Source organism: Bacillus sp. 205(2023) (assembly GCF_037027485.1).
Taxonomy (GTDB): Bacteria; Bacillota; Bacilli; order Bacillales; family Bacillaceae; genus Bacillus; species Bacillus halotolerans.
Window position 1 is genome coordinate 142016 of record NZ_JAXCHF010000003.1, and the last position, 20439, is coordinate 162454.

Sequence of the window (20439 nt, forward strand, 5' to 3'; positions counted from 1 at the left end):
TTATGTACCTCCTTTCCTCGATTCTTTTTCCATTAATTCAAGCTTATACCCAATCAGCCCATACAACAGCGCCTTAAAGTTTTTGGGCGCTTCATACAGTTCTAATAAATCTGATGGAGAATAATGAAGCTCGTGCATCGCATAGTAGAGATACACGGCTTCTTTATGCCCATCTTTTATTAGTTTTTTGCTTCTTCTTCCAGGTCTTCTAATTCGTCTTCGAATCCATTAATCTCAATTGCTTTGTTGAGCCAGTTTGCGTATTCGCCTCCTACAGACAGGACACGTTTAGCTACTTCTACCGGGTCGGCCGTTTTGTAAGCTTCTCGAAGATCTTTTGAACGGAAGTCCGGATAGACTGTCGATTCCACTGCGATTCGGGCATAAAAGCGCTGGCTGTCTAAATCTTTTACACGGCCTCTGCCTTTTACATTTTTATAAGTTGTTGTTTCTTTCTCCAGTTCGTCAATGCGCTCTGTCGTGATCGCTTTGAAAATAAATGGTACGATATTTCCTTTTTTATCAACAAAACGTTTAGAGATCGGCACTTTGATTTCTTCGGCTTCGATTGTTTTTCCCGGCATAAAAAAGGAAAGATCATATACGTTTTCGTTCTTCTCGCTCATGTAAAAAACTCCCTTATCTTTAAATTGATTTCATCATTTAAAAACAGACCTTTCTGAGAAAGGTCTGTTTATGGCTTGTTCAGTTTTGATTAAAACGTGTCAGAAAGCTTTTCAGGCACGTCGAAGTCTTCAAATGTAAACGGAACTTCTTCCTCTAATGCTTCTGAATCGACATCGAGGCTGGCGATTTTTGCGGAATCGAAGTTTACGTCGTAAAGCGTGACTCTTTCCGTTCCTCTTCCGGAAGATTTATCATCTAACACAGCCTGCAGGGTGAAATAAGGATCGCTGCCTTTTTTGACGTAGTCCATCATGAGGATCACAAATTTTGAAGTGACTTTGTAGAACGTCGCTGTGCCTGTTCCGTTTGCGCCTGTTGTTTTATGGCCTGTCATGCGGCGGCCCATAATATTTACTTCAGACTTGTTTTTCTCCACATTTGCTTCAAATGTTTTGATATGCGCCATTTCTTCTCCATCGAGAAATAAGCGTCCTTCTTTACCTGAAATCGTGTTTTGTGCTTTTAATGCCATATTAGTTTACCTCCACATTAAAGTAGAATTTTTCTGCTGCGTCGACAGGCTGTACAGCGAGGTCGATCAAGAAGCCGTCACGGTCTTCATTCATTGAAATTGTGATATCTTGATCAGAATCAAAACCGGTAATGCCGCCCGCATCCTGAAGGGTTGTCATGTATTGCGTAATCATCGTTTTCACATACTGAAGTCCGTCTTCAGACGCCGGAATATCGCTTCCGCTGCCTTTTCTTGATTTGATTAAGGCTTTCAGCTCGCGTGTTAAATCGTTATTGACGGCGTCGAGTACACGGACGATTTTGTTTTTCGCAAACTTCTTGTTTTTCTCAGCCGTAAACGTGACAAGTGAGTTAATGTCTTTTTCTACGCTTACCGATTTATCGCGGGCGTCAAATGTGAATAAAAATTCGCCTTTGCCTAAGCGCTCCACAATCGCGTCGTGGTCAAGGCGGTTTAAGACATCAACGGCACCTTCATACTCCACAAATGTGAGAGATTGGTTAAAGGTTGCTCCCGCACTTGCACCGGCTACCCACGCCGTCGCTTTGTCCGGTGTCACTTCTGTTCCGTCTTCCAGCAGCACACCTTCTGTCACGTTGATGATACCTTCATAGTCACCGCTGTAATTGGCTGTTACCCCTTGGACTTTTTGCCCTTGCCCGTCACGCAGACGCTTAATGAATGCGGCAAAGGTCGCCTTCAGCTGATCTCCTTCTGCAACCGGCAAAGCGATGACATCAAAGCTCTCCGTTTCAGCCGCAGCCAAGAAATCGGTATAGTCTGAGTTGACCGGCGCTTTATCCGTACCGCCGGATAGACGGATTCCCGCAGATGCGTTCAGCGTCTCGGCAGCCGTGTCTCCCTCTGATCCAGTCAGCGGAATTGAAGAGGAAAGATCTCCTGTTCCGGTAAATGTCACATAGCCGTTTGCTGTTAATTCTTCAGCTTTTTTGACAGTCTGTTTATCCACTTCTGATTCATCCATATACGTTGTGACATCAAATGACGCTGCATCCAGTACATTTTCATTAATGCGGATGATGATGTCATTCCCTTTTGATCCGCCGTATAAAGCAGTCGCTTTAACGCCTTCGGCAATATCGGCAGATGCTCTGACGCCTTCAGTGAGGCGGTACATCAATACCGTTTTCGCGTTTTTCTTCGCTTCACGCAACAGTAATAAAGATGGATCGTCGATGCTGAGACCCACTTTTTTGTTTAAATCCTCCACGCTTGAAATGGAGACGAATGTTTTCGCTTCGCCCCAGCTTGATGCGACAGGAAGTGCGACCGTCCCCCGTTCACCAAGTGACACCCGTTCCTGTGCCGTCGTTTTAAAATTGAAATAAATGCCTGCACGGTCCTTTTCTTTTCCCGCTGTAAATGTTCCGCCATTCATTATTGCATGACCTCCTTAGTTAAAAATGTTTGTATCAATTGACTTGCCTCTGATTTCGTCAGGCGTGTTTTGTCCACGCCAAATAAAGCCCCCTGAAGGATCTCCGGCTTAACGCCGAACAGTTCCTTTGCGTGCTTGATCAAATCCGCTGTATCAAAAAGTGCTTCCCGGCTCTCTGTATGTACAGCCTTCGCTTGTTTCTGCTTTGCCACCGCTATTTCACCCCGCTGTTCATATCGATATCCTGTAAGACAGGCTGTTCTGTTTTGTGATAATAATATCGGCTGCTCCACCTGATCACCATGACCGCCTCGCCCCTGTCTCCCACCCTCGTCTCGATTCGGGTGATGCGAAGCATATCCCCTGTCTTCTCACCGGATTCACTGAGCAGCGGTATCATATTTCTCGCTTCTCTGATGGCATCCGCGAGCCTGTCCGCTTCATCCAGCGCCTGCACGGAGTCAAGATGAAACAGCTTCACATTGAGACTGTAGGTTTTTTTAAACGTGGAGACTGTATCTGTTTCTTCAAAAACAGATGGCGCAGGGACATATAAAGACGGCACTTGAAACTGATCAGGCAGCTCGCTTTCATAAATGGGAACAGACCACTGGCTGTACAAAAAAGCCATGATCGATCCTGTTTCGCTGTTCATCCCGCTCCTCCTTTACATCTTTTTCAGCCACTGGCGCAATTTATGTTCCATTGATTTTGCAAACAGCTGTTCATATAGAAGCAGTGCATGCTCCCAATAGCTCGTGCCGGGTATCCATTTTTTCTTGAGTGCCATGCCTGTGGAAGAAGCCGGATCATAGATAAACCGTGAGCCTTGAAAATGCCCCGGCACCCATCTCACATCGTCCGCTTTCGACGTCCAGTGGCCGTCATTGAGAAAAGAAGCATATTCAAGCTGGGTCCCGACCTCAAGTGAGAGTCCGCCGCTTTGTATCTTCCAGAGGTTGTCCTCTGAGCCTTTCTGAAAGGAGCTGAGCAGTTTTTCTGTATCTATCGTTTGCGTGCTGATGAGTTCAGATTGTACGATCTCCAGAAAATCTTGCCCGCACTCTTCAAGCCACCGGGACGCCTCGCGGGAAAAACCGCCGGATGCCGCTTCTTTTAACGATGCGTTCAGCTGTTTAAGTCCCGCTATCTTCATAGACTTTCATCTCTGACAGCGATGACTTCCCAATGATGGTGTCTGATCTTTTTTGGCAGCTTCAGAATATAACTGTTGTGTTGCCAAATGATTTTGTCGTTCATCCGGATATCCGCAGAGAATGGAAAATGGACAAGAAAGCTGTGATACACGGTTTGATCAGGCTCCTCCTGAATCAGCTGCTGCGTTTTTTCTGTAAAGTAGCAAGGGACATTTTCTTCATCAGGTGTATTCGGATATGAAAATACCGGCTGAAGCTTGTCCGCCGGAATTCCGAATCGTCCTGCCGGCGGCGGCTGCGCTGTTTCATGATAAATATCACAGCGATGGATCAGCATCTGCTGATAACTCATAACGACCGCACCTTCAATCTGGCAGACTCCGGAACATAGTCCGGTGCGATAAACTCTTCCAGCAAATGATACACATCGGGCTTTTGAATGCCGGCTTCACCGGAAACCGTGTAAGAGTAATCCCCCATTTTCTCAGACTGATAGCTTGATGCGGCTGATTCGTCGCTGTTTACTAGCGCAAAGTATTGGGCGAGCTTCAGCAAAGCTAATTTCGCCTTTTCAGGGAGCGGGTCGTAGATACTGTCTGTAAAGCTGTGCCCTGTAATGTGGGCCGCTTCCGATTCCGCCTCGATGATATCCTGCGCCAGCAGTTCTTCCGGCCTGTTTTTCACCTCGTCATAGACCGAATAGGAGGCAACGTCCGTCGGTTCGATGAGCATATAAGCTGGCCACCCCATTTCGATTATTCTTTTACGTTAATTAATTTAGCGCAGGCATCCTCTTCCTCGAACTTGCTGTCCAGCTTCGCCGTTAAGACAATGATGAACTTACGGGAGCGGATATCCTTGTCGACTTCAATTCGAATATTGCGTGAGAAGCCGAGAATGATATTTTTCGGATGTGTCAGAATGATATCGGACGCATCATATTGCGCGTCTCCCTCTCCGACTGCGTACGGCTGGATATTGGATACCCCTTTTACCGGTACGCCGAATGCTGTGGACAAGCCGCCCTGAACAGCCTGGTCCCCAAGATTTGTCTGACGGTCCGCCACGCGGTCCTTCCATTCAACTTCTAAGCCGTGCGACGTATAGAATCTGAATTCCTGAGGGATGCGCAAATATTTCGGCGGAACAGCCTTTAAGCCTTTTTTAAATGTCGCTCTCGACAGTTCTTCACCGTTCATATCGACGATGTGGGACACTGCTTGTTTACGGATGCCGTCCAGCTGCGCCAGGTATGGATCTGCTGATGCAGTATCTCCGTTTACGATCAGCTCTTCAATATCAACTGCCGCCCGCTCTGCTAAAATTTGCATGATCGTCTGCTGCAGTCCGCCTTTTTCAATATTGTTTTCGAGCGTGTCGTACGTAATGTTAATTTCCGCAATGACTTCCTTTGTGTTCAGCTGGACAGTGCTTGTCGTCGGAACCGTCAGTTCGTCTGTTGTCAGCGCCTTTCCTTCTTGAGCCGCGCGCAAAATACGCTGGCCGAAGCCGATTTTTTCAAATTTTTGCGAATCGTTTTCCATTTGAATCACGCGGGATTCACTGAAAATCGTCGGCGTGTTTTGCACCATGCGGATAAAAGCTGATGCTTGTGCAGGGTTCATGAGCCCGCCGCTTTTTAAAGCAGAAAGCGACATTTCCGCTTTCCGAATGATCTCTTGATTTCTCAATTGATTTCCTCCTCTTTGACTGGTTTACAGCAGTCCGCTCCAGATTGATTTTTTGACTTGCTCTGTATTGCCGGCCGCATCGTCCGCCGTCTGTTTAGAGGCTCCCCGAGCTTTTTCCAGGGCTTCAATGCGTTCGATCAGCGGGGCAATCATGTCCTCAACGAGCTTCTTCAGGCGCTCGTCATCTCCCGTCTGCTCCGGTTTTTCCTCTGTTTCTGTGTTTTTTTCAATTGTCTCCAGCCGTTTGAGCAACGGATACAGCGCATGCTCGATTGATTCCCTCATGTCTTCTTTCCTCATTTCTTCAGTCTCCTTTCCTGTTTTGTCGGCCAGCAGCTGCTTGAACACGCTTAGAAATCCGGCTTTTTCAACCGGTTCTTCTTCATATACATCAGCAGTGCCCGCCATGCTGTAGCCGGTGATGATGCCGGCTTTGATTTGTTCCCACACCTCATCTGACGCTCTTGTCACAAGCACCCACGAGCCCTTTGTAATCCGTTTTGTTCCGATGATAAAATCATCGGGCGCCACATAGGATTCAACGACCACGCCTGTGCCGCCTTCAAAGCTGTGATTGATATCAATCTCCCGCGCGTCTGCAAGAAAGCCATGCGCCGCTTTTTCAATTTCTTCTGCGGTCATATAGTCGCCGTGGGCATCTGGAACATCAGGCTCATACACAATTCCGTATACGAGCTTTTGTTCATCCTGCTCGCTTTTCGTAAACAGCCGAACTTTTTTTTCAAATGACGGAGGTTCGGCTGACTTCGTAAAGAAAAATTCTGTCTGGTTTGCCGCCTTGTCCACATAGCTGACAAAGCTGATTTTGGCATTTTTCAATTCCCGCGCCACCTGCTTGATTCACCTCCCTTCAGGACGTTTTGATATCTTCGATGCTGTCCTTCAGCTCCTGCATAAGTGCTGTCAGATTTGTCTTTTCAGCATCCTGTCCGGCAGGGCGTTTGTAAATGTCCTCCGGCCACTCCTCAAGCGTTTTGCCGAGCACCCGTCCGGCAAGGTCTCGCAAATCATTCGGCGAAACGGCTCCAGCTGTAATAAAAGGACCGAGCACTTTCGCAATCTCAAGCGGATCACGAAAGTCCGGTCCTTTTAATGTCAGCCTCACATCATGAAGATTCAGCTCCGGCAAAAGCAGTGTGTTCAATTTGTTGACAAGCGTTTTCCGCTCTGGCTGAAACACCTGCTCCTCCGTAATTTTTCTCGCTGTATCAGCCGTAGCTCGGTTGTATTCCTGAGCTTCTCCCGTATAAAGCGGCGGCAGACGGAAAGCAGAGCGCAGCTTATTTCTGCTTTTTTCATCATATTCAAGAAACAAGGCGTCGTTTTGCAGGATTTCCGCAAGGGATTTGATTTCCACAGAAACCGGCGTGATATCTTCACCGCCGTGAAGGTCCTTCTCCTTCGCGATGCCTTCCGCCTCAATCAGAAGAAATTTATGGGCGTTTTCCACACCTTCAAGGTCATTCATATACTCCTGCAGTTCCCGGTAAGAAGCTTCAGACAGCATCCCGTTTTCCACCGTAATCGCCGCGGGTACGTGACGCCCCTGCTTAAAGTACATAAAATTGAGCTCTTCCGCTTTCCGGGCGCCGTATAAATTGACGATATTGCCTACCCAGCGGGGCACGCCGTATACGCCGCTTCCGATTTTAAGATGGATCACTTCGTTTGCTTGGTGCTTTTCAGCCAGTGTGCTGACATATTCGCCCGTGCGCATGTCCAGTTTTCGAGGATCGCCGTATTCTTTGAAAAATACTTTTTTTCCATTGATCATCTGCACAAATTTCCGAAACCGTTTTTGCCTTTTGATTCTCTTCACTTTTCCGTTTTCTTCATACATAAAAGATACTTCGACAGGTTCGCCGGCTCCGCATACGCGCATATATTTCACATCCAAATATTCAATGCCGGCCGGTTTTCCCATCCCGTCGCGAAGCACTTCCATAAAGCCGTTTCCGGTTTTTTCCCTGTCTTCAATGGCATAGCCTAAAATCATTTCAGCAGATTCATCAAAGTGAAGGCATTTGTAAAAGGCTTCAAGTCTGGCCCAGTCTTTTTCCGCTTTTTTCTTTTTCGCCTGGTCGACATCCGTGGCGTTGACATCAAACGTGTACTCCACATCAAAACCAAAACCAGTAATATTCACTCTGTACGCATCAATGCATTGCTGAAGAATGGTTGAGTATTCAGCAATTGTTTTGAGCTCGGTGATATTGTAGGGCGGAGCGATGATATCCTCTCCGTACAAATCAGAAAAGTCGTCTTCATAAATTTGCTTTGTCTGAGGAGCAGATGCATTGGCTTTTAAAACCGTTGCTCTGACTGTTTGATTGTGCGGCATTTATGACCTCCTCCTTTCTCGGTTCGGACGGATTCGTTTTTGCGCTGTTTCCTTCACATCTGCGACCTCATAATCATCAAGCGCATACCAAATAGCAGAAAACGTATGCGGATCGATCGTGAATTCATCCTCAATCAGCGCACCGTTTTTATCTTTGGCATACGTCAGTGTCTTGAGCTCATAGATGACATTTTCACAGCGGTCCGAACAGAAAATTTTTTTGAAGCGTTTGACCTTTTTGGTGTATTGAAGCCTGGAGCCGGGAAACTTCCTGGCTCCGACCATCCGAAAACCCTGCTGGCGGAAATATTGAATGCTTTTCGGCTCAGCGGAGTCGGCTTTGATCATTTCCTGTGTTTCAGCCAATTCCCGCAGTTCCTCAGCCGTCTTGTCATCTGTCATTTTGTTTTTATAATACTCCCAATAAATGTAGAGATATTTCTTATCAGGATCGACGGCGAGACGGACGACAGCATTGTAGGATTCTTCAAAACCAAAATCCATGCCTGTGCGAAGGATCGGCTTGCTGATGGCGGCAATACGTTCTTCGATACGGTCGTGCGGGAGCACCTCAAACTGCGGCAGCACCCTGATTCCATTGACGCCGAACCTGCCTTTACGGGCAATTCGGTATAAGTCAGGATCATATTCCTTCAGTCCGTCAAGCTGCTTGATATAGCTTTCGGGGAGAAAGAGGTTGTCGTTTGCCGTGGAATGATGGTAATACGTATCTCTCCTGACAAGTGTCCGCTTTTCATAAAGCTCGCTGTCGTCCAGCACAAACCGCTGATTGCGTTCATCCCGAAAAAAATGCCGGTACGTCCAATTGGAGGTGCCGACAGGATTGGTGGTGCAAATCATGTGCAGTTTCAGCTCAGGGTGGCGAAGACGGCCGATTAATTCCTTAAAGCCTTCATATTTCACCTCAGAGCACTCTTCAATCCATATTAAAGAAATGTTGTGAACAGATTTCAGCTTCGCCGGGTTGTCCATTCCTTTGAACATGATCCGGCTGCCGTTTTGAAACCGCAGCTGAAGCGGGGAAGAAAGTGCTGCGGCTGCCTTCGTGAGACCAAGCTCTTCAATCACCTCTTCAAATAAAGCGAAGGTCGAATCCCGGTGGGTATCGAACACCTCTCGTACGACGAGCGCCGTCCGCTTTTCCTTCAACAGCTTTAACACGATTTTCAGCGCCGTATGATAGCTTTTGGATGAGCCGTAGCCGCCGACGAGAAACTGGTACGTCTGCTCCCAATTGAACACGTAATCTTCAAAATGAGGATTGATTTCTTTTACAATCATGCCTTGTCCTCTTTTCGTTTGATCATGATTTCAATTGGCTCGCGGCCGTCATCAGTTTTTTCCGCTTTTTGTTTTGCGAGCTTTAACTTCTCTTTTTCTATTTTTTGTTTAAATTGATCCGGAAACAAATCAAAGTATAATGACAGCTTTTCAAGTGCTTTCATCTTATCGGCAAGCTTAATGGCGATGCCTTCCTTGCCGAGCTTTGCCTCCGTGACAATAGTGCCGTCAACGAGACCGGAGTCTTTGACGTCGACAAAGCTGATTTCCTTCATGATCGGGTTATCATCTTCATCAAACAGCGGTCCCGACTTTCCGACGGCCTGCACCTCTTTTTTGCCAAAGGTCACATAATCCGTAATATCGGCGAACGCGATTTTGACATATACCTGCAAAACGTCCATCGCTTCAATAAACACTTCATTCACCATTTCTTTTTTTATCCGCCTGATTTCAGCGGCAACCTTTTCATTCTTTAACAGCCTGCAGCCCGTCACATGGGCGCTGTCCGGAGAATAGCCCGCCTTGATCGCTGACTGTGTCGCATTGAAGCTTTTTACGTAGTACAGGCAGAACAGCCGCTGCCGTTCATTTAATTCATCGTTTTCTATGCGGCGCTGCTTATGTCCGTTTTCAGAAAACAAGGCTTCTTTCCATCCGTCCTGTTTTTTCCAGATGCCGATTGTTTTCGCCGAAACGCCGATTGTGTCTGCAATGGCCCTGTTTGTGATATTTCCCTGATGGTGCTGATAGATTGCTAATGCTTGTTCTCTCTGTTGTGTTTTCATGCTACGGCATCACCGCCACCTCCAGCATGGATTTCTATTCATAAAAGCGGCTGGTTATGCCGGCCGCTTATGTGTCATGCTCTTTTCACTTATAGGTGGCAAACGTATGACAAGCATTCAGGCAAGCGATCGGTTTATTTCCTCCTGCTGTCTTTGCATCTTTAATAAAGCCCGTTTGATTGTTGTCTGCACAGTTGATTTTTTGACGCCAAGAAGATCGGCAATGCGTTCATAAGAAAAGCATTCCACCTTGTGCAGCAAAAACATTTCTTTCTCCCTGTCCGTTAAAAGGGATAAAGCTTCTCGGATTCTCTCCCTGTCTTCCTCAGATACCTGTCCGTCCGGCTCAAACATCATATCGCAAGAAAATGATTCTATGATTCTTGGATCTTTGATCATCAGCCGCTGATACGCATCACGCCGGTCAATCGCCCGTCTGATGCCGGGCTGTCTTCCTTTTTCAAGCCATTCTGTTACATATTCAAGGTCTGTGATGATGTTTCTGATAATCTTTTTATCCTTCATGTCCTCAGCTGAGAGCACTGATTCATCTGCTTCAGCGAGCGGTTTATATTGTGTTCTTGTTTGTTTTAATGTGCGTTTATATTCAAATAATAAGTCTTGCATTCTATGATTCCTCCTCATTTGTGCAATAAAAAAGCGGACACCAATCAACGCACAAATGCTGTGCATGTTGATCAGTGTCCGCAGGCTTTCCGTCTTGGACGTATTCTTTTTTCGCTTTAATTTAATTTGTAGCCGATTTCAAATTCTACGCGGGCAAGGTCTCCCTTTCTCGTTTCAACAAGCGTTTTCCCGTGCTCCGGAGCTTCTGTGATCCAGGCTTCTTGCTTTATGCCGTCGACTATAATAACGCGGATTTTCCCATCCTCAAGCTGGCTGTCAAGCGTGATGGAATCAATATTTACGAGTTTTTTAGGGTTGATCATGTGTCATTTCCTTCCTTTCGGGTTCAGCGCTTTTGTTGGCTTCTTCTAATACCTTTATGATGTGCTCCTTGGAATGAGCGGAATTCCCGTTCAGAAAATCCAGCGCCGCTTTAGCCGCTTCCTTCAGCTCAGGTGCGGCTGCCATCAAGTTGGCATTGCTTATTTGCGAAAAAGAGCTGAGGTCAAATACAGCGGCGATCAGCCGGCCGTTTGAATAAGGGAATCTCTCTTTTTCTTCTTCACTGTAAGCAGAATAGATATAAATTGGCTTCTCATCCCCGCATGCGACAGCACGCCACGGCGCAGGACTCATTTCAAATTGTTTTGTTTCCGGCATCTGCTTCACTTCCCGTCATCCTTGTACCATTGTTCGATGTTTTTTTCTGTCCGCTTCGCCCGAAACAGCAACGCGAACAGAGCAGCCAGCTGTTTAATCACGGGCATTCAGCCCCGCTTTTCCGGCTGTCAGCATTTGTTCCAGCTTTTGAATAACAGGCGTTAAATCATTGCCGGACCGGCAGTTCGGACATGGATGAAAAACCGTTCCGATCCCGGTATGTTCAACAATTACTTTCTTTGTCTTACAGAGCTTGCACATTATCTGATGCCCTCCAATCTATGATTCAGGTCATACGCTGTTCCTTTGATAATCACTAAATAATCACTGCACATTTCATAGATTCTCGTGCCGATCGCTTCATCAACCCGGACGAGCGTTTCAATCGTAAGCTCGCTTGAAAGCAGAATCGGTTTATGATTTAAGTAGCGGTAGTTCAAAACGGAATACATTTGTTCCAGCTGCCAATCAGTGGCGCGCGGTTTGCCGTTTACCGGTTTAAAGAGATCATCAATGAACAGCACATCTGCCTGCTTTATTCGGTTCAGCTTGGCTTCCAAAAGATCAAAATCATTTTTTAAATCAATAAAGCCTTCGACGAATGGAAAATAAATGACCGGCACATGGCGCTTTCTCATCAGGTCATTGGCCGCAGCGGTAAGAAGATGTGTTTTCCCGGAACCAGGCTGACCCAAAAGGGCGATGCTGTTTTTCCGGCTGTCCTTGATTTGTTCATAATCCGCCACAAACTCTTTGGCGCATTCAAACGCGTCCTTGACGGCCTGCGGCTTCCCTTGGGTGCGGAATTCATGAAAGCCAAGCTGTCTGAAAGCAGGTGTAATTTCACTTGCGCCAAGCAGCCGTTTCACTTTTCGTTCTGCCATACAGCTGCACATTGTCCACACTTCCAGACCGTCTTGCCGGCTGAGATATCCTCTCTGATCCTTGCATCGCTGGCAATCATACCGGCTTGTGTCTGATTCGGCCGGTTTGTCCGCCAGTAATGGACGTCTCCCTTTTCTCAACTCGTCTAAAATCTGCTCGATTGTATGTTTTGTCATTACTTTCATTCCTCTCATGTTGTATTGCAGCGGTCTTTTTGGCTTGCTGCGCGAAAAATCGGTCTTCGATGAATTTCGAACAGTAGCGAAAGGCCTTTATCGTTTCTGAAGCAGCGGTTCGCCGGTTTTCAAAAGCTTGAAAACATTCCTCAAGCCATTTGATTGTTTGCGTTACGGGAACGCCGATGGCGACAATACGGGCGATGGCTTGATAATCTCTGGAGGAAGGATACACGGTGCGTCCTTCTTGAGCCGACCGTAATTGTGTAAACCGCTTCGCAATGTGATCCACTGCATCATCAGCAGCAGTATATGTTTTTGTTTTATCTATATTAGAGCGGTCTTCTTTGTCCTGTGCCAGCGGCGAAAATGACCGCTCATTATCGCTGCGGTGTGCAGTTTTGTCCGATCTGAAGCTGAATTTTTTAGAGTGCTTCACAGAAATCATGAGTCCGTATGGCGCGCGGGCAGCCTTTATGTATCCATGGCTTTCAAGAAGCTCCAGCCATCTTCTGACTGTTTTTTCACTTACACCGAATACGGCCGCCATCTCTCTTGCTTTTAATGGCTTATGACCGAGCACAATTCCCCAGCTCACGCCGTCCTTCTCAATTTCTTTTGTCGTTGAGCTGATAAACCAGAGAAACAGCCACAGGGCCGAGCCTATTTTGTCATAATGTTCTGAATTCAAGAGCCCTGAATACATGGGAAAAGGATAGCTTTTATCCCTTTTCATTGCGTTTCACCTCTTCTTTTAACAGCAAGTATGCTTGAAATTGTTCTCGATTTTCAAAATGGAATACCGGAAAGCCGCATGCCGTAAAAGAAATGGAGCCGCCGGATTGTCCGAGATGGCGCTGATCTATCGGATGTTCACTAAAAACGATTTGAATCGGATGCATATGATCACTCTCCCGATTTGTCTTTGATACAATTCGTATCAACTGTTACCAAGTATAAACGATACATTCCGTATCATCAAGTTATTTTTGATACTTTTTTTATCATAACTTTATTTTGATACAGATTGTATCTATAATCATAAGTAACTTAGGGAGTTAAAAAAAGAGAGGTCATAGTATGATAGGCGGCAGATTGAAGAGTCTCAGAGGAAAAAGGACACAGGAAGAAATCGCATCTCACATCGGTGTATCGCGCGCACGATATTCTCATTATGAAAACGGGCGAAGCGAACCTGATTACGACACACTGCAAAAGCTGGCTGATTACTTCCAAGTGACAACGGATTACTTATTAACAGGAAAAGAAAAAAAATCTGATGATGATATGTTTTCTGATCCGGACTTGCAGCTCGCATACCGGGATATGCAGGATTTTTCCCCGGAAAGCAAGCAGCAGGCCATCGAATTTATCAACTATTTAAAAGAAAAAGAGAAAAACCGGAAACCGAAAAACAAATAAATATTTCTCTGTTCTCTAAAACATATAAAAAATAGACCGATATAAAGAAAAAAGTGTTTATTTTTTAAAGAAAAGGGAAAGATTTCAACACACTTTTTAGTCCTAAACGGGCTTTTCTTTCTCGCTATAAACAGAACGTATGTTCGAAAGGGAGTATTCAATTGGGCGATTACTTATCACATCTGGAGGAATACGTAAAAAATTTATACAGCAGGCTGGGCATCACCTCTCCCCATCACATTGACATGCTGAAAATCGCAAACGATCTTGATATATGGGTTCATTTCGAGGATATGGGAAGCATGATGGTGAAATACGACGGCATGTACAGTATCATATTGAACCAAAAAAAGTCCCAGGAAGAGCAATGGGAGGATTTTGGCCATGAACTGTGCCACGTATTAAAGCATGCAGGCAATCATTTTCAGATGAACAAGCTCTTCAGGGAGCTGCAGGAATTTCAGGCGAACCAATTTATGTACCACTTCTGTGTGCCAACCTTTATGCTGTTGCAGATGGAACTGCCGCAATGGAGAAGTCAGGCTCTTGCAACCATTGCGACGGTATTCCGGGTAACAAAGGACTTTGCTGAGAAAAGACTTGAAATGTTTGAACGGCGTAAAGCAGGTATTCAATTTCAGAAGCGGCTTGCTTATTTATTATCTGATAAGCGGCCAAAAGCGGAATATGAGGAAGATCAGCCCCCATTACAGGTAGCGGAAGCAAAAGCACTGTACAATATCAGAAGGCGTGGCTGACATGAAAACGGGCTGGGGACATATGTCCTCAGCCCGGCAGAGAAACTAGCATTTTGACATGGGAGGCATCGTATCATGCAACCACTTCGGTGCCGGTTTAAGATGAGGTTCCGGACCAAATGCAATCGGAGCCGGTATATATCTGAATTCTCCCCGGCCGTCAAATGATTCACCGTGAGCCCACCTTCCCTGTGAGCTTTCATCCCCTCTGGAAAAGTTAAACAGGTCATAGGATACTTCCTGCTTTTCTAGCTCACGCGGAAATGTCGTGGGAACGACAATATCCCGTTCTCTTTCTTCCAGCTCTTTAATCGCTGCATACCACATATTTTGATGATAAGTATCCCTTGCAATCAAAAATGACAGCATATCTCTTACCCCGGGATCATCAGTCATGGCGTAAAGCCGTGTCACCTGAAGGCGCCCCTGAGCTTCCGCATTTAAGTTTGCACGGAAATCCGCCAGCAGATTTCCGCTTGAGATAATGTATTTTGCATTCCACGGATAGCCCTCACTATCTGATGCCATCGCACCCAAGCCGGACACAATAGCGTGCTGAGGATTCATCCCTGACATCACTGCTGCAATAGCGGGGTTGCTTTTATAAGCATTTTCCTGTACATCAGCGGGAGCATCATCCAGAAGCCTGGAAATCATTGTTGCCAACATTTCCACATGTCCGATCTCTTCCGTCCCCACATCACATAGCAAATCTTTATACTTGGCATCCGCCCTGCAGTTAAAACCCTGAAACAAATATTGCATCATCACACTAATTTCACCAAATTGGCCGCCCAGCACCTCTTGGAGCTTTTTTGCATAAACAGGATCCGGATGGGAAGGCTTTGCCTGATATTGAAGCTCTTTAATATGATAAAACATCGTTCATTCCTCCCTGCGCATTCAAACAATCACAGCATATGAAGGAATGGGCAGTTATTGCAGGTCCTGCTTGCTTCTTCCATAAAAACCAAGCTTAACGGCATTCACATATCGAGAAAAAAGATTGTTTTCTATGTATTGTCCCTTACGGCAGCCAAAATTGTGAAATAGCGCGCTCCGCTGCGCCGTACTCAGTTCCAGCTGCAGCCCCATCTCCCTTTTCGTCCGATTGACGATATTTTGCGGATGAACACCTGCCAGCCGGTCTTTTTCACTGACCAGTTCCGCACTGAAACCTGCCTCATTCAGCAACTCGCAAATGGCTACTGCTTTTATCCGATCCGCGCCCCCGACCAATGTATGCGGCTTTTTCAGATCACGATAGCCGTGAAATGCCAGCGCGAATCGGTGAGCGTTTACTTTTTCTATGGCAAGCGGTTCATCAAAACGAGTGCTTGTCAGGTGGAGCGAACGGTTGTTGCGCTGCTTCAATCCTTCAAAGATATAAATGGAACTTTGATCAGCAAATGCCCGCACCAGTTCGCTGACGCCCGGCTCAATTCTTCCGCCGTGAGGGCCGATGACAATATGCTCGCTCCCGCTGTTCTCTTCATAAATAATCCGGTATTCCGATTCAGACGCAGAAAGAGATAAAAAACTGTCATACATATCTTTCATGTTAAGCGCTCTCCTTTATCAGTCAGCACCAGTTTACTCTACTCATCTATGAATGAAAACCTTTTTATCGTATTTCCATATCAGGAGATATATGAAGGGATTTATCGATATATTGCTGGAATGTGTCAACTCTTTCAACAGCTGAGGCGAAAGAAGAGTAAGCACTTATTTTACTAGAAAGAAAAACTGCGGCGTTTAAATGGGGGCCTTATGCCGTCGATCTACAGGTGGATTAAGTATAAATGTTATAAATCATTCTTTTAAAAGGCTTATGTAAGATGGCACGCTATCATTTTTATCAGTTTGTTTTTGAAAACAGCCTTTTTTTGATGACGAATACATTTGACCATACCATCTCTTTTTTAATCCATATAATAAAACTGATCAAACATTAAAGGAGGGTTTAGTATGGGTTATTATAAAAAATATAAAGAAGAGTATTACACTTACAAAAAGAAGTACTACAAGAAGTATTACGACCACGATAAAAAGTATTATGATGATCATGAGAAAGATTATGATTGCGACAAAAAGTACTATGACCATGACAAAAAATATTATGACCACGGCAAAAAGTGTTATGACCATGACAAGCATGACTATGATTACAAAGTAGAATATAAAAAGTATTACTAAACCTGTAACTTTCTATTTCTTTTCCCCGGTGATCACCGGGTCTTTTTATTTTCTATTTTATTGCTCGAAGGTTTTTGCTTTTCTAGATTTCTTGTCAACTTCGTGCCCAGCAAATTGTTCATAACTCTTAACATCCTATTATGGCGCGGCACTCTCCTGCTGTGCCAAATCAGTCAAAAGGTTCTCGCTGCCGTTTGTTTGTAAGGGAAAAAGGAAGCTCCATTCAAGTGAAGCTTCCTTTTTTTCATTATCGTTTTTGTTCAATTTTAGCTTTCGTTTTCGGCCCGTAAATGCCGTCTGCCGTTAATCCGCTGACAGATTGAAAGCGTTTGACAGCATTTGCTGTTTTTGGCCCATATACACCGTCAACCCCATGATTCTTCGCCCCTTTATCAGGATAAAAATAAAGAGCTGCCAGCGCAGTCTGAACCTGCTTTACTTTTGTGCCTTTTGTCAGCGGGCTCGTTACTTTGATTACCCCCGATGGCAGCGGATAAGAGGATGCGGCATGGCTTTTAGAGGAAGAGGCGGTCCCGGAAAGCTTGATCTCCTGTCCGACTTTAATGTAATTTGGATCAGTGATGTGATTTAAGCTTTGCAGAGTTTTCACACTGACACCGTGTGATGCTGCGATACCGGACAGCGTATCTCCTTTTTTCACATGATACACTTGCGCAGAAGAAGAAGCCTTTTTCGCTGAAACGCTGCCGTTTAATTCCGCTTCAATTGCCGCCTTGACTTGCTCCCAGCGCCCCTCTGATAAAATGCGGTGCGGGCAGTATTTTCCGTTCCAGTCTTGGTGCTTTCTGACTCGATCAATTCCCCAGCCCCGCTCCTTCAAAAGCTGTGCCACAAAAGAGATCGCTAATGCCTCAGCTGCCTCGTACTTTGGGCCTCCCGATTTGCTGTAGCAAATTTCAACGCCAATCGACTTGCGGTTGCCTGTACCGTTTGTGCCGTCACCAGTATGCCAAGCGTTACGGTTAAGCGGCAATCCTTGAATCACCTCTTTATCATCAACCGCGAAATGAAAGCTTGTCGAGCTGGTGTTTCCGATCATGTAGCTAATTTCGTTGGCAGCGGACGCGTCATTTGCCGTGTTGTGAATGGTAATATATTCAGCGGACATCGCATTCGGGCATTTCAGCGCGTACTTCGCCTCAGAAACCAAATTTTTCTTCACTTGAATGCTCACCTATCATCTCTCCTTTTTCTTTTTTCATCAATAGGTGGCATTCGTAGGACGAAAAGCACCGCTATATGGATAATTGTGCTAAGCTAAAGTTCAAAAGGAGGGGACATTCTTGAATACGTACTTAATACTGACTACGAGAACAGATCAATTCAATCAGGAGCATGCAGCCGGACACTATGAATTTTTGGACCGTCTGCAGGCAGAAAAACGCTTAAAAATGTTCGGGCCTTTCAGCGACGCCACAGGCGGAGCATACGTTATCAAAGCGGGTTCACTGGAAGAGGCGCGCGAAATCGGACAAGCTGATCCATTGGTGTCCAGCGGGTCCTCTGAGCTGGCCATAAAGGAATGGAATCTGAAATAAAAAAGACCCCTGAGGGTCTTTTTTTGTCATCATCATGTTTGATTGCGTGCCGCAATATGAAATGTTTTTCCCTCTGTATCTGCTGTTTCTCCTGCATGGACCATCACCTGAGTAAAGCTGAACCCGACCGCAACGAGCAACAAACCTGTCATCCATTTAGATTTCATACAAACAATCTCCTCTCTGGATTTGTTTTTGTGCGTGCACCATTTTCTCATAAAAGGAAAGTGCTTTTTCAGGCTGTCCGTTTTCTATATAGAATTGGGCAGCATCATGCGCCAGCTCTTCAATGTAAGGATACAGCATATGTTCTTCAAGAAATTGAAAGGTGTGTGAGACTGATTCTGTGTCAATGTTTTTTCCGTATAACGCATGTAAAAATTGAAAAAGCTCCACGAATAATTCATCACTATACTGACGGGCGATTTCCAATCCTTGACGATATTGCTTTTGCGCTTCGGCATCATTTTTTTGTTTATACAGAACTTGTGTTAATGAGTAGATAGAATGCGGAAGATTATCGAACTTTTCCGACTTGCAAATAGAAACAGATTTCTCAAAGTATTCGGCTGCCTTTTGCAGTTCACCCATTTTCTCGTAACAGTTCCCGAGATTGTAAAGGGCCGAACTGATCAGGCGGGGATTGCCTTCTTTCTTTGCAAGATCTAAAGCCAGTTCTAAATGGGGCAATGCTCTTTCTGGATACTGCATATCATCATAATTACCTGCAATAACGAATTCACATTGGATTCTGCGGACAGTGTACGTTTCATACATCTGATACGTTTCTAACGCCTGAACGGCATAGCTCATAGAGACATAAGTCTGCTTTAAATTGTAAAAGATCTCAGCCATTTTAAAAGCAAATTCAGCTTTTTCAATGTCGTCTGACACAAGGGCAAGGTTCTTTTCTGCCCTCTTATAGTACATCATGGCACTGACAAACATTTTCTGCTTAAATTCATACATCCCGCGAAAAAAGTTAAAGTAGTATTCGAGCAGTCCTGTCAGCTTGTACTGATTCCCCTCGATGTCTTCTAATAATTCTGAAAACTCTAGCTGCGAGGTGTCCTCTCCCAAAGGCTTAATGTAATCCAGCATAACACGGTGCCTAAATTCCATTAAAGAATAATACAGCAGCAAATCTTGATCTTCTTCCATATCCTCGATTTCTCTTTCTACTTCGAGCTTGACCCGTTCGGCTTCAGCTACGTGAAACTGCCGGATATGGGTATACCATTCATTAATTTTAAGCCCGACATAAGAGGACGGAATAGTCTGCTTCATCCTCAATTAATCCCCCCTTTTATATACCCGAGATATGTCATATTTTATCATATTTACAAGAAAAAGAAGAACGCAAAAAGACCGCAATTGTCGAATTTCGGCTAACCGCAAAAAATACAATCACTTCTCAGCATATTGCTTGTTAATTTATGCCCATTGATATAGGATTTCATTGCACCATTTATTTTTACATATGGAGGAGATTCTATTGAGCCAATCCACTCAAATTGTGAGTCATTTTTTGTCACATCGCAATGTGACGATTGAGCTGACAGAAAAAATCAGCAAAAATCATTACAGCTACAAACCGACGGAAACATCAATGTCAGCAGAAGAGCTTGTCAAGCACATCCTGACGACTTTCCATCTGTTCGCAAATGTCATTAAAGAAGGCAATGCCTCACCTTTTCAAAACAAGCAGGAAGAAACGGAAACAGATCTCAATGTTTTGGCTAAAACGTTTACAGAAAAAACGGCTGCCATCCTTGAGCAGCTCACTGAGGAACACCTTGACAGAGAAATTGACCTGACAGCCACTTTCGGAAGAAAAGTCACTGGCAGCGCATTGCTTCAGCTTGCGATGGAGCATGAAATTCACCATAAAGGCAACCTATTTGTTTATGTAAGAGAAATGGGCCATACGGAGCTGCCTTTTTATCAGCAGCGTATGTAACCTAAAAAAAGATACCTGATCTAAAGGTATCTTTTTTTATTGCCTTCAGTTCACTACCGTATCCAACACACCGCGATTCCCAGTGACAGCCGGTATTTGCATATAGCTGACTGGTGATCTCATTCAGCCAAATACCGCCCCGAATGACCTGTTTTAACCGATCAAACTCAATCCCATCTCGTCCTCCTGACACTCATTATAGGGCAAATGAATAAAGATATTGAGCATACAAAAATCAAAGAAACACACGTACAAATATTCAAAAAATTTAATTGATTAAAGCGACCTAATCATATATAATCTGATAAAAATAGTCGGGTTTTCAGGAGGCCTTT

General features: G+C 45.0%; 30 protein-coding genes and 1 pseudogene. 5 read left to right on the forward strand and 26 right to left on the reverse strand.

All coding sequences use genetic code 11. The features are described 5' to 3' along the window. The 21 genes and pseudogenes from WA325_RS11040 to WA325_RS11140 form a co-directional block, all read right to left on the reverse strand. Entirely contained in the window at nt 1-138 is a 138-nt protein-coding gene (locus WA325_RS11040) for a hypothetical protein (protein WP_087941868.1), read from the reverse strand. A 41-nt stretch (nt 139-179) separates the two neighbouring features. Beyond that, nucleotides 180-626 (reverse strand): phage tail assembly chaperone, encoded by a 447-nt coding sequence (locus tag WA325_RS11045; RefSeq protein ID WP_014663652.1) that lies wholly within the window; start codon nt 624-626, stop codon nt 180-182. Between the two features lie 89 nt (nt 627-715). Then, nucleotides 716-1159, reverse strand: coding sequence for a phage tail tube protein (locus WA325_RS11050; RefSeq protein ID WP_003220592.1), 444 nt, complete (start codon nt 1157-1159; stop codon nt 716-718). 1 nt (nt 1160) lies between these two features. Then, nucleotides 1161-2561 carry a phage tail sheath family protein gene (locus tag WA325_RS11055; RefSeq protein WP_024121072.1) on the reverse strand — a complete coding sequence of 467 codons (1401 nt, stop codon included), beginning with the start codon at nt 2559-2561 and terminating at the stop codon, nt 1161-1163. Then, nucleotides 2561-2773, reverse strand: a complete 213-nt coding sequence (locus tag WA325_RS11060) for a hypothetical protein (protein WP_059336109.1) — start codon at nt 2771-2773, stop codon at nt 2561-2563. The genes WA325_RS11055 and WA325_RS11060 overlap by 1 nt, the downstream gene beginning before the upstream one ends. A 2-nt stretch (nt 2774-2775) precedes the next feature. Beyond that, nucleotides 2776-3216: a phage tail terminator family protein gene (locus WA325_RS11065; protein ID WP_105953650.1), complete on the reverse strand. Its 441-nt coding sequence runs from the start codon at nt 3214-3216 to the stop codon at nt 2776-2778. Between the two features lie 12 nt (nt 3217-3228). Beyond that, nucleotides 3229-3717 (reverse strand): HK97 gp10 family phage protein, encoded by a 489-nt coding sequence (locus tag WA325_RS11070; RefSeq protein ID WP_105990656.1) that lies wholly within the window; start codon nt 3715-3717, stop codon nt 3229-3231. Beyond that, nucleotides 3714-4070, reverse strand: coding sequence for a YqbH/XkdH family protein (locus WA325_RS11075; RefSeq protein WP_101860760.1), 357 nt, complete (start codon nt 4068-4070; stop codon nt 3714-3716). The genes WA325_RS11070 and WA325_RS11075 overlap by 4 nt, the downstream gene beginning before the upstream one ends. After that, a complete protein-coding gene (gene yqbG / locus WA325_RS11080; RefSeq protein WP_336183619.1) occupies nt 4067-4450 on the reverse strand; it encodes a protein YqbG in 384 nt (127 codons plus the stop codon). The genes WA325_RS11075 and yqbG overlap by 4 nt, the downstream gene beginning before the upstream one ends. Nucleotides 4451-4473: 23 nt before the next feature. Further along, a pseudogene (locus WA325_RS11085) lies at nt 4474-5412 on the reverse strand (phage major capsid protein); the annotation flags it as partial. A 21-nt stretch (nt 5413-5433) separates the two neighbouring features. Then, nucleotides 5434-6261, reverse strand: coding sequence for an XkdF-like putative serine protease domain-containing protein (locus WA325_RS11090; protein WP_024121065.1), 828 nt, complete (start codon nt 6259-6261; stop codon nt 5434-5436). 19 nt (nt 6262-6280) lie between these two features. Further along, on the reverse strand, nt 6281-7771 hold the full coding sequence (locus tag WA325_RS11095; RefSeq protein ID WP_044156250.1) for a phage portal protein: 1491 nt from the start codon (nt 7769-7771) through the stop codon (nt 6281-6283). Beyond that, a complete protein-coding gene (locus WA325_RS11100; RefSeq protein ID WP_105990652.1) occupies nt 7772-9073 on the reverse strand; it encodes a PBSX family phage terminase large subunit in 1302 nt (433 codons plus the stop codon). Further along, entirely contained in the window at nt 9070-9861 is a 792-nt protein-coding gene (locus tag WA325_RS11105; protein WP_202852828.1) for a terminase small subunit, read from the reverse strand. Before WA325_RS11105 ends, WA325_RS11100 begins: the two co-directional genes overlap by 4 nt. Before the next feature lie 117 nt (nt 9862-9978). After that, nucleotides 9979-10488 (reverse strand): sigma-70 family RNA polymerase sigma factor, encoded by a 510-nt coding sequence (locus WA325_RS11110; protein WP_024121061.1) that lies wholly within the window; start codon nt 10486-10488, stop codon nt 9979-9981. A 116-nt stretch (nt 10489-10604) separates the two neighbouring features. Beyond that, a complete protein-coding gene (locus WA325_RS11115) occupies nt 10605-10811 on the reverse strand; it encodes an XtrA/YqaO family protein (protein WP_024121060.1) in 207 nt (68 codons plus the stop codon). Next, nucleotides 10798-11148, reverse strand: coding sequence for a phage portal protein (locus WA325_RS11120; RefSeq protein ID WP_207203504.1), 351 nt, complete (start codon nt 11146-11148; stop codon nt 10798-10800). Before WA325_RS11120 ends, WA325_RS11115 begins: the two co-directional genes overlap by 14 nt. A gap of 93 nt (nt 11149-11241) precedes the next feature. Continuing rightward, on the reverse strand, nt 11242-11409 hold the full coding sequence (locus tag WA325_RS11125) for a hypothetical protein (RefSeq protein WP_105953655.1): 168 nt from the start codon (nt 11407-11409) through the stop codon (nt 11242-11244). After that, on the reverse strand, nt 11409-12209 hold the full coding sequence (locus tag WA325_RS11130) for an ATP-binding protein (protein WP_336183620.1): 801 nt from the start codon (nt 12207-12209) through the stop codon (nt 11409-11411). The genes WA325_RS11125 and WA325_RS11130 overlap by 1 nt, the downstream gene beginning before the upstream one ends. After that, entirely contained in the window at nt 12109-12945 is an 837-nt protein-coding gene (locus WA325_RS11135) for a phage portal protein (RefSeq protein WP_105953657.1), read from the reverse strand. The genes WA325_RS11130 and WA325_RS11135 overlap by 101 nt, the downstream gene beginning before the upstream one ends. Then, nucleotides 12932-13111, reverse strand: a complete 180-nt coding sequence (locus WA325_RS11140) for a hypothetical protein (protein WP_336183621.1) — start codon at nt 13109-13111, stop codon at nt 12932-12934. The genes WA325_RS11135 and WA325_RS11140 overlap by 14 nt, the downstream gene beginning before the upstream one ends. A gap of 178 nt (nt 13112-13289) precedes the next feature. Between WA325_RS11140 and xre the strand changes: the two genes are divergently transcribed. Together xre and WA325_RS11150 are read left to right on the forward strand one after the other, a co-directional pair. After that, on the forward strand, nt 13290-13631 hold the full coding sequence (gene xre / locus WA325_RS11145; protein ID WP_024121054.1) for an HTH-type transcriptional regulator Xre: 342 nt from the start codon (nt 13290-13292) through the stop codon (nt 13629-13631). A 161-nt stretch (nt 13632-13792) separates the two neighbouring features. Beyond that, nucleotides 13793-14389: an ImmA/IrrE family metallo-endopeptidase gene (locus tag WA325_RS11150; protein ID WP_024121053.1), complete on the forward strand. Its 597-nt coding sequence runs from the start codon at nt 13793-13795 to the stop codon at nt 14387-14389. A gap of 45 nt (nt 14390-14434) precedes the next feature. On the opposite strand, the gene WA325_RS11155 is transcribed toward WA325_RS11150, so the two are convergent. Both WA325_RS11155 and WA325_RS11160 read right to left on the reverse strand, forming a co-directional pair. Continuing rightward, on the reverse strand, nt 14435-15271 hold the full coding sequence (locus WA325_RS11155) for a manganese catalase family protein (protein ID WP_024121052.1): 837 nt from the start codon (nt 15269-15271) through the stop codon (nt 14435-14437). Between the two features lie 54 nt (nt 15272-15325). Then, nucleotides 15326-15949, reverse strand: coding sequence for a poly-gamma-glutamate hydrolase family protein (locus tag WA325_RS11160; protein ID WP_336183622.1), 624 nt, complete (start codon nt 15947-15949; stop codon nt 15326-15328). 408 nt (nt 15950-16357) lie between these two features. Here WA325_RS11160 and WA325_RS11165 point away from each other — a divergent pair, with 408 nt between their 5' ends. Continuing rightward, entirely contained in the window at nt 16358-16585 is a 228-nt protein-coding gene (locus tag WA325_RS11165) for a hypothetical protein (protein ID WP_024121050.1), read from the forward strand. Between the two features lie 247 nt (nt 16586-16832). Here WA325_RS11165 and WA325_RS11170 read toward each other — a convergent pair whose 3' ends face one another. Further along, nucleotides 16833-17780: an N-acetylmuramoyl-L-alanine amidase gene (locus WA325_RS11170; RefSeq protein ID WP_105953661.1), complete on the reverse strand. Its 948-nt coding sequence runs from the start codon at nt 17778-17780 to the stop codon at nt 16833-16835. Between the two features lie 109 nt (nt 17781-17889). Here WA325_RS11170 and WA325_RS11175 point away from each other — a divergent pair, with 109 nt between their 5' ends. Then, entirely contained in the window at nt 17890-18144 is a 255-nt protein-coding gene (locus WA325_RS11175; protein WP_105953662.1) for a YciI family protein, read from the forward strand. Nucleotides 18145-18176: 32 nt separating this feature from the next. On the opposite strand, the gene phrA is transcribed toward WA325_RS11175, so the two are convergent. Together phrA and rapA are read right to left on the reverse strand one after the other, a co-directional pair. Next, complete coding sequence (gene phrA, locus WA325_RS11180) at nt 18177-18311, reverse strand: phosphatase RapA inhibitor PhrA (protein WP_024121047.1); 135 nt, start codon at nt 18309-18311, stop codon at nt 18177-18179. After that, nucleotides 18301-19437 carry a response regulator aspartate phosphatase RapA gene (rapA, locus tag WA325_RS11185; protein WP_105953663.1) on the reverse strand — a complete coding sequence of 379 codons (1137 nt, stop codon included), beginning with the start codon at nt 19435-19437 and terminating at the stop codon, nt 18301-18303. The genes phrA and rapA overlap by 11 nt, the downstream gene beginning before the upstream one ends. Before the next feature lie 202 nt (nt 19438-19639). Between rapA and WA325_RS11190 the strand changes: the two genes are divergently transcribed. After that, on the forward strand, nt 19640-20104 hold the full coding sequence (locus WA325_RS11190) for a DinB family protein (RefSeq protein WP_105953664.1): 465 nt from the start codon (nt 19640-19642) through the stop codon (nt 20102-20104). Nucleotides 20105-20439: the final 335 nt, after the last annotated feature.